Below are 16,450 nucleotides of genomic sequence, written 5' to 3' on the forward strand. Positions count from 1 at the left end.
AGACCGTTTTTATGAAAATTTATACACAGCGTTTAGATGAGATTTCATCTACAGATACATTTGAAACACTCGAGTTAACATTTGACACACGGCAGAAATCTCGATTTCGTGCACAAATGAAAAATGCCACAGACATTGGTGTAGACTTACCTAGAACGGGTATTTTACGTAGCGGTGCATATATTGCGACCACAGAGGGCGATATTTTGCGTATTGATGCTAAAGCAGAAACACTCATGCAAGTCACTGCACCCACTGATTTTGACTTATTAAAAGCAGCATATCATTTAGGCAACCGTCATGTTCCGCTCATGTTAACCCCCACCGCTTTATACTTTGAACCAGACCATGTATTGGCTGAAATGGTCGAAGGTTTAGGCTTAACGGTTACTCAAGTAGAGCATCCATTTGAGCCTGAAAGTGGTGCGTATGCACAGCATGCACATGAGCATCGTTTAAGCCCAATAAAGTCGCTACATCATCATGGACATTAATGCCGCACAACTACTTAAACTGTTGACGTTATCATCTACTGCTTTGCCTGTTGGTGCGTATTGTTATTCGCAAGGAGTAGAGACTGCAATACATAATGGTACTGTGCATGATGAAGCATCAGCTATTATGTACTTCGATGAAGTATTGCACATGCTATTGGCTCGTTTTGAACTGCCTGTATTAAAGCGTTTGCTAGAATCTTATGCAGATGAAACACAGTTTTTACATTGGGCCAATTTGTATAGGGCAAGCCGTGAAAGCAAAGAGCTTTTGGCAGAGTCACAACAGTTAGCATTTTCACTCAATGCATGGATTAAAGACGTTTTAAAACGGCCTGTGCAGGTTAAAAAACAGTTGGGCTTTGTGCCTGTGTATGCTCATTTATGTGGTGAGATGAGGCTTGGTATTCATGAAGTACTGACGGCTTATACCTTTACAGTGCTTGAAAACCAAGTGCTTGCTGCCGTAAAAACTGTGCCACTTGGTCAAATGAGCGGTCAGCGTATTTTATGGCACTTACATGCCCATGTACCACAAGCGGTTGAACAGGCTATGGCTTTGCCTGATGAGCAATTGTCGAGTGCATTGCCTCAATATGCCATGCTGAGCATGCAACATGAAACCCAATATTCACGACTTTTTAGATCTTAAAATAAGGAAGAACATATGACACAACGTAGCCCTTTACGTGTAGGAATTGGTGGACCAGTGGGTTCGGGTAAAACAGCACTTACTTTAAACCTATGCCGTATTTTAAGAGAAAAATACAATATGGCGGTTGTGACTAATGACATTTATACCAAAGAAGATTCAAACTTTTTGACCCGTAATGAAGCCATGGACCCAGAGCGTATTGTTGGTGTGGAAACAGGCGGTTGCCCACATACGGCTATTCGTGAAGATGCATCAATTAACTTGGCAGCCATAGATGATTTATGTGAAAAATTTGAAGGCCTAGAGCTGATTATTATTGAAAGTGGTGGTGATAATCTAGCGGCAACCTTTAGCCCAGAATTATCAGATCTAACGTTATATGTGATTGATGTGTCTGGTGGTGAGAAAATTCCACGTAAAGGCGGACCGGGTATTACTAAGTCAGATTTATTAATTATCAATAAAACAGACTTGGCACCAATGGTTGGCGCAAGCTTAGAAGTCATGGCACAAGATGCAAAACGTATGCGTGGGGATAAGCCATTTATATTTTCAAATATGAAAACGCAAGATGGCGTACAAGATGTGATTGAATTTATTGAAAAACAAGGGCTATTTAAATCTTAGTGTGTGATTGCTTTGATCAATAAACTTGCATTCCATAGATAAGCGTTTTATGTTGTTTATGTAAGTGTATAAATAACAAGGACAACAATATGACATGCAACCATAAACATCATACAGATCATGAGCATCAACACGGAGAAGGTTGTGGGCATACTGCAATTAAACACAATGACCACGTAGACTATTTACACGATGGTCATTTGCATCACCCGCATGAGTCACATGTCGATGAGCATGTGATTGCAGTTGATGACCATAACCCTGCGGTTTGTACCCCAAATCATACTTGTGCGGGGCATGACAAAGACCATGTACATGGCCCAAATTGTGGTCATGAAGCTGTACCGCACGGTGATCATATCGATTACTTGGTTGATGGCCACTTGCATCACCCCCACGGTGACCATTGCGATCATCATGGTAAAATTGAAGTGATTAAGTAGTCGTCATCATTGGTCATAAAAAACCCCCAATCATTTGGGGCTTTTTTATACGAGTTTATTTGAATTTCAAATAAGATATTTACTGTAAATCCGTAAAATGGATATTTTTGATTTTTTTGTGTTGAGTGAAATACTTTAGGGGTTAATGGAAGTTTTTAAACCCAAGATCTGTGATGTTTTGACGTTGTGTTTACATCAATTTAAAATCTATCCGTGATTGAGAGTTGAGCTAAAATCATCTATTTAGCTTTTACAATAATAGGTACTTTTATTGATGTTTGGGTACGTTAGGCCAGTTTTTATGATTTATGAATCTAAGATGTGGTCTATCTCCAATACATTGTTGCTAATGATAGAAATGTAAATAATCTCTGCCTAAATTGTATGAAGCCATAGGCTACCTGATCTACTTTTATTCTCTTTTCAGTTTAGGGCTCTTAAATAAAAGTAGAGGCACTTGATATATTTGTCAGATAAAATCATTTTTTACAATAAAATATGTCGAAAGTCACAAATATTTTTAATATGGCGAATTTTGTTTTACTTTGGGTTGTGTGCTACTTTTTTAAATTAAGTTTTTTTTATATATTTGATTTTAAATGTTTTTGTTTTTAATGGTGCTGTGTGTGTATTTATAAATAATTGGTTTTTAGTGTTAAAGCCCTTGATTTGATAAACACAAAAAAATGTATGCACCTTGTTCTATTTTATAGATTTATTTAATATGTTGCATGGAAAGTAAACTTTTTGTAGTTTTTTTTTAACATTTGTAATAAGAAAATTATGATGTTCATCTGTTTTAAGGAAAAAAAATGATAGCCCTTCTGAGTAAAAGTGCTGTTTTACGAACAACATTCGTTGCTTTGATTGGTTTACTCATTGCTTGTTATAGTAGTGTGGTTTTGGCACAGCCTAAAGCTGGTAGCAGTATTACCAATATTGCGAGTGGTGATTTTTATGACGAGCAAGGCCACCTACAAGTTATTAACTCTAATCCTGTTATTTTAACTGTTCAAGCGATTTATGCACTTAACTTGCAAAGCAATCAACAAAATATTGCCACAGTTGGGGGGAAAGTCAGTTTTCCTCATGTATTGATCAATACAGGTAATATTGTTGATGACTATAAGTTGACTTTAAGTCAATTGACCAATGATCAATTTAACTTAGAGAACATGGCAGTCTATATAGATAGAGACCAAAATGGTGAACCTGATGACAATAATAATTTACTCAATGACACGGCCACTTTACGACTAGAGGCTGGTGAGTTCGCCTCATTGGTGGTTGTGGGAAGTATTCCAACCAATGTCTCAGAAAATAATATCGCAAATTTTAATTTAACAGCGACAAGTCAGCACAATAATAATCTTTCCATGACTGTAAATGACACTGCAAAAGTTGTTGATGATGCTGTGCTTCAGGTGACTTTGGCACAAAGTGTCAGTACAGGAAAAACTGGTACCGAAATTACCTACACACTTAATTATACAAATACGGGTACAGCCGCAGCCAAATTGGTTTTAAAAAATACACTTGCTTCAGATTTGAGTTATGTGGCAAATAGTGGCCGTTGGAGTAATGGTTCTGGTGAGTTAACTGATGCCGATGATGTTGAATCTTCATCAAATACGGGTATTAAATACAAAGAAAGTAATGGCGAACTTGAAGTTGAGTTGGCAAGTGTTGCACCGTTAAGTAAGGGAAGTGTGAGTTTTAAAGTTGTTGTAAATACAAATACAGCAGAAAAAATTACCAATACTGCCAGTTACCAACAATATAATACTTCTAATACTGTCATTAAAAATACATTGACCAATAGTGTTATTTTTAATGTAGAAAAAACATTGGCAGTGGTATTGAACTCAGATGGCAGTAATGCAAGCGATGATGGTGAGCCCAATTCAGGTTCAAGTAACTTGCAAACGATAAATAATACCTTTGGTGGTATTGCAAAAGAAGTCCAATTTGATAACTATATTTGGAATACAGGGCAAGCCACAGATAGCTATAACTTAACCTATACTGCCAGTAATTTACCAAGCTGTGCAGTGGTTCGTTTTTATCATGCAGATGGTCGTACTTTATTGACAGATACCAATGGTGATGGCGTTATAGATACGGGTGGTCTTGCTGCAGGTGCATTTAAAAAAATTAAGTTAGGCGTTTATTTTCCCGCAGACTGTACCTCAACAAATGTCATAGACTTTGACATTACGGCCACATCTGTTACCAATACAAGTATAAAAAATAGCACGCGTGATCGACTTATTAATACTGTAGCAGTTGGTGAGAGTGACTTATATAATAGTAATAACTCAGGTGTTGGTGTAGGCAATGTCTCAGGGTCAAGTGGACAACCATTATTGACTAAAAGTGCTGTAAAAGGTACAGATGTTGTTTTTCCACTCAGCATTAAAAATAGTAGTACGACTTCAAATAATTATAATTTATATGCCTCAAGTGCAAATATTGATATCAATAATATAAGCACCACACTTCCTTCAGACTGGACAGTGAAGTTTTATAATGGTGATGCTTCCTGCCAGAACCTACAAGGTGAAATTACAAATACAGGTACTTTAGCATCAGGTGCTGTTAAGCAATATTGTGCTGTGGTGAGTGTGCCTGAAAATACCACTTTATCGAGCTTACAACTTTGGTTTGCAATGAAATCTCCAATGAATAATCAAGGCGATAGCATTAAAGATCAGGTGAATGTTGTTGTGCGTAAACTTACACTGGCGAATGACCAACAAGGGCGTATTAATGTTGGTGGCACAGTGGTTTATGTACATACCTTAAAAAATACTGGCACTGTGGTTGAAGGTGACAGTAGTGGTAAAGTTATGCTTAAAGTCGCACCTCAAGATAGCAATGATGGCTTTATATATACTTTGTACTACGATGCTAATAATAATGGTGTTTTAGATGAAGCAGATCCTATTGCTAACGATTTATTCGTCACTGGTGGTTTGAATCCACAAAGTTCAGTTCAACTATTGTTAAAAGTACAAGCACCAACCACTGCAACAAATGGTATGTCTAGTATTGCAAATGTGACTGTATCAGCAAGTAATACTGTGCAAGGTTTAACGCTCACATCTGTGCAAAACACTGACGTTACAACGGTTGACCCCACGCAGCTACGTTTAATAAAAGAACAGAGTAAAGATGAATATTGCGTACTGACCAATGTGACAACAGCAACATATACAGGGACGCCACTCATGATTAAGCCAAACCAGTGCTTAACATATCGGCTCACTGTTAAAAATGATGGCTCGACAAAAGCAGGTAATGTTGTCATCAATGATGTTGTGCCTGCATATAGTATTTTACGAAGTAATTTAGCACCTTCTGTGAGCAAAGGTACGGTAGTTGTCAGCGGTAAGCAAATTTCAGGAAATGTTGGTGAGCTTGCACCACAAGAACAGGCCATCTTGTATTTTTCTATACAAGTAACACCTTAATTAGGGGCGGATTATAGAAAATGAATATTGCGCGTATATTAGAAAAATTCCGTACTTATATGGTGGCCTGGGTATTTTTTATGGTAGCAATCTTTTTGCTACCACAAGCAAGTCTTGCTGCATCTACACAGCAAATTATTAGTAACATGGCTGTTGGTGAGTACAGTGAAGAAGGGTCAACTGTCGTACAAGTGAGCCGTTCTAATTTGGTTCAAACCACAATATTGCCCGTTTATTCTTTAAATCTAACGGCAAATACGACTAAAACAGTGATATCTGGTCAAAAAGTATATTTTAACCACACTTTAAATAATACCGGTAACGAAACAGACCAATATACATTTACAGTGAGCAATAACACTGGTGATAACTATGACCTGAGTGACTTGTCTGTATTTTTAGATAAAGACAATGATGGTGTACCTGATGGTAATCCCATTACCTCTTACGCACTGAGTGCGGGCGAGTCTGTAAATCTTATTGTGAGCGCAACGGTACCAACATCTGCAACTGTGGGGCAAAAAGGATTATTTACATTCAATGTGAGCTCATCCAATAATGCATCAGGGACTAAAAGCAATATAGATACAACGACAGTCACCAACCAGTCTGCACTCATTATACGTAAAAAGTTTTCTCAAACTGCTGTTGCCAATAATGATGTGGTTACTGTACGTTTAGACTACCAAAACCCAAGTAATACCGCCACAGGCGTAGTTACAGTTAAAGACACTCTCGATTCTAGTTTGGTTTATCAGGCGAATAGCGGTGAAAATTGGAATGGTGTAACGGTTAATCCGAGTGAGGGAAATAATGACCCTGCAGGAATTAACTATAGCGTGACATCAAACGTTGTGACGGCGGTATTAAATAGTGTGGCTGCCAATAGCAGTGGTTATATCGAATTCAAAGTTAAAGTAAATAAATCATCTGCAGGTGTGATAAATAATACCATTCATTTTGATTATGACCATGATAATAACAGCTCAACGACAGTCATTTCAGATGTGAGTAATACTGCTGCCGTGACAGTGACACCAATTTACGCTGTTAAAATTAATGGTAACTCTACGGATAGTACAAGCAGTAATAATGTGGTGGCGACACCTACAACACAAGGTGGCACGCTTACTTTTAATAACTATGTATGGAATACAGGTAATACAACAGATCGTTTTAACCTTACATTTTCAGACAATACTTTTCCAACAGGAAGCCAAATTGAGTTTTATCGTGTTGATGGAGTTACACCACTTTTAGACAGTAATGGCGATGGAATTGCCGATACAGGGTTACTTGCATCTGGTGCACAGCTCCCGATAGTTGTAAAAGTACGTTTACCAAGCAGTTATGCTGTGACGACAGACACGACATTTACTGTATCTTCCCAAGCACAGTCTATAAATGATATGACCAAAAGCAGTAGCATAAAAAACCAAGGGACATTAACTGCAACGACATCCAGTCAACTGGTTGATTTGGTGAATAGCCCAGAAAATAATGCAGTGGGTAATGGAAATATTGATAATGATGGTAGTGCTTGGAAAACGCTACAAACAGCCACGAGCGTAAATAATATAGCAGGGGGGCAAGTTGTTTTTCCATTGAAAGTGACGCATGTGGGAGTAGCTACTGAATATTTACTGAGTGCAAATGCAAGTGCCGACTTTAGTCATTTGGTACTACCTAGTGGTGTGACTAAAGTCCGTTTTTATACAGCACAAAATAGTGAAAACTGTAATACTTTAGGTAGTGAAATTGGCAAAACACGCTATTTAAGTGATGGGGAAAGTCAGCTTGTGTGTGCGGTTGTATCAGTTGATCCTTTGAGTGTGACGACAACCACACCGATTTATTTTCGTGTGCTATCAACAAGCTTTGTGAGTAGCAATAATAATAGTAATCCAAGCCAAGATATTATTAAAAATGCCATTACCATTCAAAGTGTGAGTGCAACTTCTCAAGTCGAGTTTATGCCAAGTTCTCGTGGTCAAGTTGCACCTTTAGGTACAGTGATTTATAAGCATATACTCACCAATAATACAGATACTGAGCTCACGGGAAATTACAATTTTATTGTGAGTAATAGCCAAGATACATTTAAAAGTACCTTGTTTTATGATGTGAATGGCAATGGGGTGTTCGATGCGGGTGATTTATCGATTAAAAATATGAGTGATCTACCCAATGCTAAACTTGCTGCACACCAACAGGTTAATTTACTTCTAGAAGTGAAAAATTTAGTTGCAAATAATGTCACGCAAGCCAATAACACCACAGTGAGTCTTACAAACTCAGGTAATAACCAAGTTTTAGCATCTATCACAGATGTGACAGTCGTTAGCCAAACACAGCTAAAATTGAATAAACTACAAGCACGTGATCTAGACTGTGATGGCTCGGCCGATGAATCTTATACATCGAATTCGCTGAGCATTGGAAAGCAAGCCAATGGCCAAGGGCAATGTGTGCTATATAAAATTACTTTAGCCAATACCAGTGCAACAAGCTTAGAGAAAGCATTTAATTTTAGAGACATGACACCTGTCTATACCGTTTTGTTTCAGTCACCAAGTTGTGCTGAATGTAGTAGTGTAACTGCACCAAATGTTGGTCAAAATGGAGTCGTTACCGGTACATTAAGTCGCGTGGGTGCAAATCAAAGCTATGATTTTTATTTTGGGGTACGTTATGTTGGGCAGTAAACTAAAAATACAACGACACATGACTTTGAACCTGAATTTTATGGATAGAGTAATGAAGCGCTTTTTATCTTGGGTGCTTATGTTAATAAGTACTGTAATGTTTGCACAAAGTGTTTTTGCAGCACCACCCACTCTTGAAATTTATTCAGGTTCAGGGGCTGGGAGAGGTCCCCAATCAGAAGTTGGTTCATATAGCTTTTTACTCAATGAAAATAACCCATCAGACAATAATAGTAGGGCATATACCCCGACAACAACGGTAAGTTATAAAATTTCTAACTCTGTATATAATGATGCTGTGTATGCGACTCGAAATAATGCAGGCAACTTACCTGAGCTTATGTTTGGTGGGGATCTTGATGCAAGTAACTCTCGTGTCACGGCTGCTGATACATTACAATCCTTAAATGGTATTGGAAGCGCAGCTAATAATATGTTTGCTGCATCATTACAAAATGCGCCTTCAGGTTGTAGTAATAGTGGCGGTGCGTGCTTGAGTAGCAATGGCGGTATAGATGTAGCAACGAATTATGGTGTACGCTTTTTAGCAATGACTAAAAGCTTGGCAAATAATGGTATTTCTAGTAGTGCAAGAGTTAAAATGGGAACAGTAGAAATTACCTTTAACCGACCAGTGACGAATCCAATAATACAAGCAAGTGGTCTAGGTGGAACAACGGGTAATTTAGGCTTTAGTGCTGAGTTTACATTGACAGGTAGTGATGCACCTGTAACATTGCAGCGAATTGCAGGTAATAGTAATTTCGCAGTTAGTGGGAGTGATATTAAGAATACAGCGAGTAAAATAACGGCATCAAGTGCCAGTGGTGGTGGCGGTGCGAGTGGTAGCGTGTATGTTAAAGGGAAAAATATTAAATCGTTAACCTTTGATGTATATTTGAAAGGTGATGGTGGGGCAAGCTATACCACGAATGGTGGAGATGTTTTTTTCTTTGGCGTGTCGAGCATGGATGCCGATAGTGATCTTTCGATTGTAAAAAGTCAACGTGTGGGTACATCAGGTGATTTTGTACAAACACAACTTAATGTCCCTTTTAATTCAACTGTTCAGTATAAATTGTTAATCAGTAATAATAAACCGCAAAATGCAACGGTAGGAGGGTCTGCATATTTAGCTCCTTTTACAGATGTCATGCCATCTAATTTAAGCAACGTCAGTATTGTTGGAAATACAAGTACAGGTACAGGAACGACATGTTCACCAACACTTTCAGGTGATAATACAAGTGGTTATACACTAAAAGGTACTTTTAGTGGTGATGCTGCAACAACGTGTACGATCATACTTCAGAGTACTGCCAGTAAAGCAGGTACTATAACTAATACTGCAAGTATAGAAGCAACATCAACAGACCTAACAACCACAAATGATACAAGCTCAGTCAATACGGTTATTACGTATCCATCAGTAACAGCAGACCCAACAATTTTAGAAGCACGTTTTAGTGTTAATCCTGATGTACCTACCATTGAGCGTGGTAGAGTTGGTACACAGCTGATTAATATAAAAAATGAAGGGCCAAATGATGCAACAAATTCAGTTGCCACTTATGTTGCTACACCCAAAACGGGTGTAACTGTTGCATCTGTGAGTGTTGTAGATGGGAATGCGTGTACAGTAAGTGGACTAAACTGGACATGTCCTTTAGGAAGTATTGCCAATCAGGAGACAAAGCAACTGTCTGTGAGTTATAACACTGTAACAGTAGCATCATTGGGGAATGCTCAGCAACAAGCAACAGTTAAAGTAGCAAGTGATGAATTTAACCCTGGTAGTGGTGCAGGAGAGACACTCTATAAAGTTTGGGGTACCAATGAAAATAATGAAATTCGAACAAATGGGGCATTTTGGGTTGGTTATACTGGTGCAGGAGGTCAAAACATAGAGGGTACATATGCTAATGAGTACACAAGTATTACAGGTGCATGGCCACTTAATCAAGCCAGCCCAACGGGTGGCTATTTAGTCACGAGTGGAAATGACGTGAGAGATTCTGTCTATGCTGCATCAAGCTCCACTGCTCCAGCACAGCTACAAAAGGTTATTACTAATATGGTTTCAGATCCTGCTCGTGCAGTTAAGCTAAGTTATATTGTTAGTAATACAAATAATGAAGTTATAGGGGATAACCGTCGTGCATGGGAATTTACCACAGGTGTCTATATTTCTAACTCACAGAACGTGCAAGTGTGTATGGGCAATAGTAGTTCACGTATTGATGATAGTGGATACATTATGATTGATGGTGTTGAAATTACCCGTATAGATGGCTATAACGACAAAGTTTCATTGCAAGGTAGCCGTAGTTTAGATGCAGGTTATCATCGAATTACTTATCGTATTGCCAACCGAAATTCGAATAGTAGTAATGAAAGGTCTCAGGGTAATTATGGTGCGATAGGCTTATCGTTAAGTGGCGATTGTACAACTGCAAATTATGATCAGGCTACTGCTGCAGGTATTCCTGTGAGCATTAATATTATAGACGGTGCAAAAATTAAAATTGCTAAAAATTCTGTCAATGGTACAGGTACTTTTAATTATATTAATCTGAGTAACTTGGTAAATAACACAACAGATGTGACTACAGATAGCGTAACAACCACAACAGCAAATACGCCTACAGACTCTACGCAACAACTATGGGCCAAAGTACTCAATAAAGATGTATCTGTGACTGAAAGTGATTTAACTGGATATGTATTATCTGGTGTGAGTTGTACAGATGCCAATGGCTCTACTACAGGCAATACAGGTACTTTTTGGGCATTGGTAAATAATGTATTGACGATTCCTGCTGAACGTATCAAAGAAGGTGCAAATATCACCTGTACGTTTACCAATAGAAAGCTTATTTATATAGATATTTCAGGTCGAGTATTTGTTGATAATAGCGGTACTACACTAGATGCGAGTAAAGCCTATAATGGCATTCAAGATACAGGTGAAAAAGGAATTGCAGATACTACTATTGTTTTAAATAACTGTGGCACAACTCAACTGGGTTCGTTATTAACCAATGCCAATGGAGATTATGCTTTTTCAATTGAGCACAGTTTACTGCCAGCATCATTTTGTATCGTTCAACAGAATCTCCCTGAATATACTTCTGTGAGTGGTACAAGTGGATATAATCGGTCTACAAACACAATTAGCTTAACTAAAACGAGTGCTACAAATTACACTGGAAATAACTTTGGTGATGTGATTGTCAGTGTGGTTTTGAATGAAGATGGACAACATACTGTCACTGCTGGAGATGTAACGGACTACCCACATCGTTTGACTACACAAATTCCAGTGAAATTGACCGAGTTGTTACGCACACAAACGCAACAACCGAATTCTAGTATTGATCAGCCATGGCAAGCTTTAATTTATCAAGATACTAACTGTAATGGTCAGGTTGATTCGGGTGAGTCTATTTTTAATCCGACCACATCAAATATGATTTCATTACAGCCAAATAGTGATTTGTGTTTAGTGCAACGTGTTCATGTACCAAGTAATGTGGCTACAGGAGCACAGCATATTGGAGAGCTACAAGCAAGCTATCAATTTACTTTAGCGAGTCCTGCAGAAACTATTTATGGAAAAACAAACAAACGTTATGATGTTACGCTGATTGGTACTGCTGGACTAACATTGTCTAAAAAAGTGCGTGCAGTTGCAAGCTGTCCATCTACATCATCTGATGTAAATGCTTTTTCAACAATAAATCAGGCTTCAAAAAGTGATCGTTTGGAATACGAAATTACTTATAAAAACAACAGTACCAAGAAGCTACAAAATGTAAAAGTGAAAGATAGCTTACCTATAGGTACTAGTTTTGGCAGCCAGACTTGTGGTGTAACACCGAGTGATAATACTTGTAGTACGACACGTTCAGACAGTGCAATGCAGTGGAATTTAACGGGCTTATTAATGCCAGCAGCTTCAGGAACACTTAGATTTTGTGTTGCTCAATAGTAGACGTGCTTTACTATCAAATGTTACGTATTCGATTTGTTGACAGATAGCAATAATAGAGCCCATAGCAAATTTTGCCATGGGCTCTGAACAAAGTGAGTAGGGTATAACTGCTTTTTAAATTAGAGCTAGGGTTATATTGATTTGACGACTATCTTTAGTAATAAATGGTATAGCTAGACGACGCATAACTTGCGACAGATAGGTTTTTTTTGAAATAAAGTGGACTTGTCTTGATGTACCTTTAATATTTGTTGAAACTATAAATTAGCTTACTTGTTTCTTTTTTAATATTTATTTTGTAAGTGGCCATCTCTCATGAAAGGTTAGATCTGATCGATTGACGCAAATAAATATATTTATATATTAATCCGTTATATTTTTATTATATTAGTTTTTATTAGAATTAGATGTACAATTAATTTTTGCAAACAAATTATCTTTTATCTTGTTTTATGTTGTTTGTGTTGGGTATTTTTAAATTTGAATTACCTAATTGGTGTATTATTCTCATTAAGTATCTTGTATTATGTTTTATATGAAAAAAGTATTTTGGTTTGGGTGAATTTACACAAGATGGTGTATATTATGCATACAATGTGAAGACGGCTTGAGCGATGTATGAGAAACTATCAAAAATACTTTATGTTAAGTTGAGGAGCGATAGGTAGTGTATTTCACGAATTATTGGACAAAAGGTCTATTGGGGGTAGCAAGTTTTATTTTAGCACTGAATGTTTCTGCTGAAACGAAGTTAGCAAAAGATCCTGTGTCTGTAGAGCTTAAAACCTATCTGATGACCACAGGGACTGACGGTAACCCAGTTGCAAAACTTGTGAGCAATGTGAAGCCAAATGATGTTGTTGAGTATCGTGCAACGTATACAAATAACACTTCAGGTGATATTAAAAATCTTGTTGCTACTTTACCTATTCCAGTAGAAACCTATTTTTTGGCTAAATCAATGCCAGAAAATGCACAAGCAAGTGTAGATGGTGTGAGCTTTTCAGCTATGCCACTCAAACGTAAAGATGGCGATAAGTTAGTGAATGTCCCACTCAAAGACTATCGTGCATTACGTTGGACTATTCCTGTACTCCCAAAGGGTAAGTCTATTACCGTTTCAGCAGAAACACGTGTTAATGGTGAGAAGTCACAAACGAAATAATACCTCATTTTTGAAATCAATAATTTGTTTAGATTTCCGTAGGTTATTATTCAACATGTGCCAGTTTATATTGATCTAGTATTTTTTAATCGCAATCTTGATTTATGGTTAAGTTTTGATTATTTCAAGATCTTTAGTTTAAGCGTCTTTGTCAGTAATTCAAATCAAGTTAGTTGATATTGAGTATTTTAATAGGGGAAATATCCGCAATGCTAAATCAAGCACAACGTTTAAAACTGACGCAACTAGCAACTTCAATGGCTTTGGTTGCTGGTGGTGTTGTTTTTGCTTCAACAGCACAGGCTGCTGCACCAAGTGCAGGTACGAATATTAGTAACATTGCATCTGCAAGCTATACCGATAGTAATGGTTCTGAAAAATCTGTAACGTCGAATGTTGTAACAACGACTGTTCTACAAGTGGCTAGCTTCACTTTAGAAGCAGATACAACACAAAATGCGAATGCGAACGGTCAAGTATCTATTTCTCATACCTTAACTAACACGGGTAATGGTAGTGATACGTTCAGTGTTGCAGTTGCAAACAATGACAGCCGTGATAATACGACAGATAACTATGACTTTAATGGTTTAAGTGTTTATCTTGATGCCAATAAAGATGGTATTCCAGACAGCCAAACACCAATTAGTCAAGTCACGTTGGCTGCTGGTCAATCGGTGAATGTTATTGTACGTGCAAATACTGCAAGTACAGGTGTAACTGCAGGCGATCTTGGTAAGTTAACCGTATCTGCAGGAAGTGGTGTAGATACATCTCTGACTAAGAAGAATGTAGATACTGTTAAAATCACGAATGGTGCAGTGATTAGCTTAGTGAAATCTGCAAGTGTACAAAACGTAGATCCGACAGCGTCAGATGCTTCACGTGAAGTTGAATATACTTTAGCTTACCAAAACACCGGTAACACAACAGCAACGAACGTAACTATTACTGACGTTTTACCAGCGAACCTTATCTATACTGCAGGCTCTGCAACGTTAAATGGCTCAAGCTTGTCAGATGCATCAGATGCAGATGGTTATGTCTATGATTCTGGAAAAGTAAAGTTAGTACTTCCTAGTGTTGCTGCTAACAGTTCAGGTGTATTGAAATTTAAAGTCAAAGTTGTTCAGAATGCACCTGCAGGTAAAATCACCAACGTTGCAAGTGTTGATCCAGATGGCGACAATGGCCCAGAAGGTTCAACAAACTCAAACTCAAATGACGTGACTGTAATGTCTATCAAAAAAGGTACGATCAACGACAGCCTTACAGATGCGTTTGCTGATGGTGCTTCAACAACAACACCAACTCCAGATGTTGTGAGTCAGTCAACGACTCAAGGTACATCGATCAGTTTCGGTTCAGCTAGTGGCGAGCCAATTGTTGTCCATAACACAGGTAATGTTACAGAATCCTACAACATTACAGTAGATAAGAACACTTTGCCTTCGGGTAGTGTTGTTGAGTTATTTAAAGCAGATGGTGTAACACCATTAACAGATACTAATGGCGATGGTGTTTTAGACACAGGGCCGATTGAAAAAGGTGGGAAGTACCAAGTTGTTGCAAAAGTAACACTGCCTTCAACTTATTCAACAACAACAGCTGTGAATGCAATCTTAACAGCTTCTCCTGTGAGTGATTCATCTCTTAAAGATACAATCAAATTAGAGGTAAGTAAGGTTACGGCCGCTACTGTAGATTTGTCTAATGGTGATGCAACGAACTCTACAGGTTCGACACCTGGTGCATCTGGTCAAGATACTGCACAATATATTGATACTAAATCAACTAAACCCGGTCAAGGGGTGAGCTTCCCATTGGCTGTAACAAACACTGGTGCAAATGCAGATAACTACAACTTATCTACAGCAACAGACTTACCTACAGGTTGGACAGTACAATACTATTTAGCAGATAGCTCAGGTAACCCTACAGGTTCAGCAATTACCAATACAGGAAATGTTCCAAGTAACACGACTATAAAATTGGTGGCGGTTGTTACACCTGCACAAAATACGCCTGCAGGCAATCAAGAAGTATTGTTTAAAGTTGCTTCACCAGCAACAGGCTTAACAGATGTAATGTCTGACCGTGTGGTTGTAGAAACTGTTCGTACAGTAAGCCTTCAAAATGACCGTTCTGGTCAGATTGCACCAGGTGGTACGGTTGTTTATAAACATACGCTCACGAACAATAGTAATATTGTAGAAAGTACGAAAAACTTACCATTTACATTGACGAATGACCAATCTAGTAATGGTTGGGTAACAAGTATATTTGTTGATACAAATGGTAATGGTATTGCAGATTCAGACGAGTTAGTAACAGGTAGCGATTTTTCTGATAAGAAAGCAACGCTAGCTATTGGTGAGTCAGTGAACTTACTTATTAAAGTTCAAGCGCCAACGAATGCGACAGCAGGTACTGCAAATGCTGTAACGTTTACAATTACGCCAACAGATGTAAATGGTCAATCTGCTAAATCTGTGACGAATACTGACTTAACGACAGTGACAAGTGGTCAAGTACGCTTAGTCAAAGAGCAGGCATCTGTAGATTGTTCTACAGGCCAAGTTTCATCTGGTTCTTATTCTCAAAACTCAATATCTGCAAAACCAGGTACGTGTGTGAAGTATAGAATTACTGCTTACAATGAAGGTAATGCAAATGTTACCAATGTTGTAGTAAGTGACTCTACACCTACATATACAACGTTGAAAGTGATTAATGGCGTATCACCGTTAGCGACAAATGCAACGCTAACGAGCTCAACGACTGCTTTAACTGATGGTTCAACAGGCACAATCTCTGCAGAGAAAACACCGCTTGTACCAAATTCAAATGCCTCATTAGAGTTTGTAATCAAAGTGAATAATTAATTTTTATGA

9 protein-coding genes are annotated in these 16,450 nt (G+C 38.0%); all 9 read left to right on the forward strand.

Annotated features, from left to right (window positions below; genetic code table 11):
* The first annotated feature begins 11 nt into the window (after window positions 1-11).
* Window positions 12-494, forward strand: coding sequence for an urease accessory protein UreE (gene ureE / locus I2F31_RS03855; protein WP_195773484.1), 483 nt, complete (start codon window positions 12-14; stop codon window positions 492-494).
* The gene (locus I2F31_RS03860) at window positions 484-1,146 is read left to right on the forward strand and encodes an urease accessory protein UreF (protein WP_195768219.1); all 663 of its coding nucleotides are present in this window, start codon (window positions 484-486) and stop codon (window positions 1,144-1,146) included. Before ureE ends, I2F31_RS03860 begins: the two co-directional genes overlap by 11 nt.
* 15 nt (window positions 1,147-1,161) lie before the next feature.
* Window positions 1,162-1,776, forward strand: coding sequence for an urease accessory protein UreG (gene ureG / locus I2F31_RS03865; RefSeq protein WP_195768220.1), 615 nt, complete (start codon window positions 1,162-1,164; stop codon window positions 1,774-1,776).
* Window positions 1,777-1,865: 89 nt separating this feature from the next.
* A complete protein-coding gene (locus tag I2F31_RS03870) occupies window positions 1,866-2,219 on the forward strand; it encodes a hypothetical protein (RefSeq protein WP_195768221.1) in 354 nt (117 codons plus the stop codon).
* 812 nt (window positions 2,220-3,031) lie between these two features.
* Window positions 3,032-5,692 carry a DUF11 domain-containing protein gene (locus I2F31_RS03875; RefSeq protein ID WP_195773485.1) on the forward strand — a complete coding sequence of 887 codons (2,661 nt, stop codon included), beginning with the start codon at window positions 3,032-3,034 and terminating at the stop codon, window positions 5,690-5,692.
* A 20-nt stretch (window positions 5,693-5,712) separates the two neighbouring features.
* Entirely contained in the window at window positions 5,713-8,397 is a 2,685-nt protein-coding gene (locus I2F31_RS03880) for a hypothetical protein (protein ID WP_195773486.1), read from the forward strand.
* A complete protein-coding gene (locus I2F31_RS03885) occupies window positions 8,384-12,388 on the forward strand; it encodes a prealbumin-like fold domain-containing protein (protein ID WP_195773487.1) in 4,005 nt (1,334 codons plus the stop codon). Before I2F31_RS03880 ends, I2F31_RS03885 begins: the two co-directional genes overlap by 14 nt.
* A gap of 670 nt (window positions 12,389-13,058) precedes the next feature.
* Entirely contained in the window at window positions 13,059-13,556 is a 498-nt protein-coding gene (locus I2F31_RS03890) for a hypothetical protein (RefSeq protein ID WP_195768225.1), read from the forward strand.
* 209 nt (window positions 13,557-13,765) lie between these two features.
* Window positions 13,766-16,441, forward strand: coding sequence for a beta strand repeat-containing protein (locus I2F31_RS03895; RefSeq protein WP_195768226.1), 2,676 nt, complete (start codon window positions 13,766-13,768; stop codon window positions 16,439-16,441).
* The last annotated feature ends 9 nt before the right edge of the window (window positions 16,442-16,450 follow it).

The sequence above is a fragment of the Acinetobacter rathckeae genome (assembly GCF_015627125.1).
Classification (GTDB): Bacteria; Pseudomonadota; Gammaproteobacteria; order Pseudomonadales; family Moraxellaceae; genus Acinetobacter; species Acinetobacter rathckeae.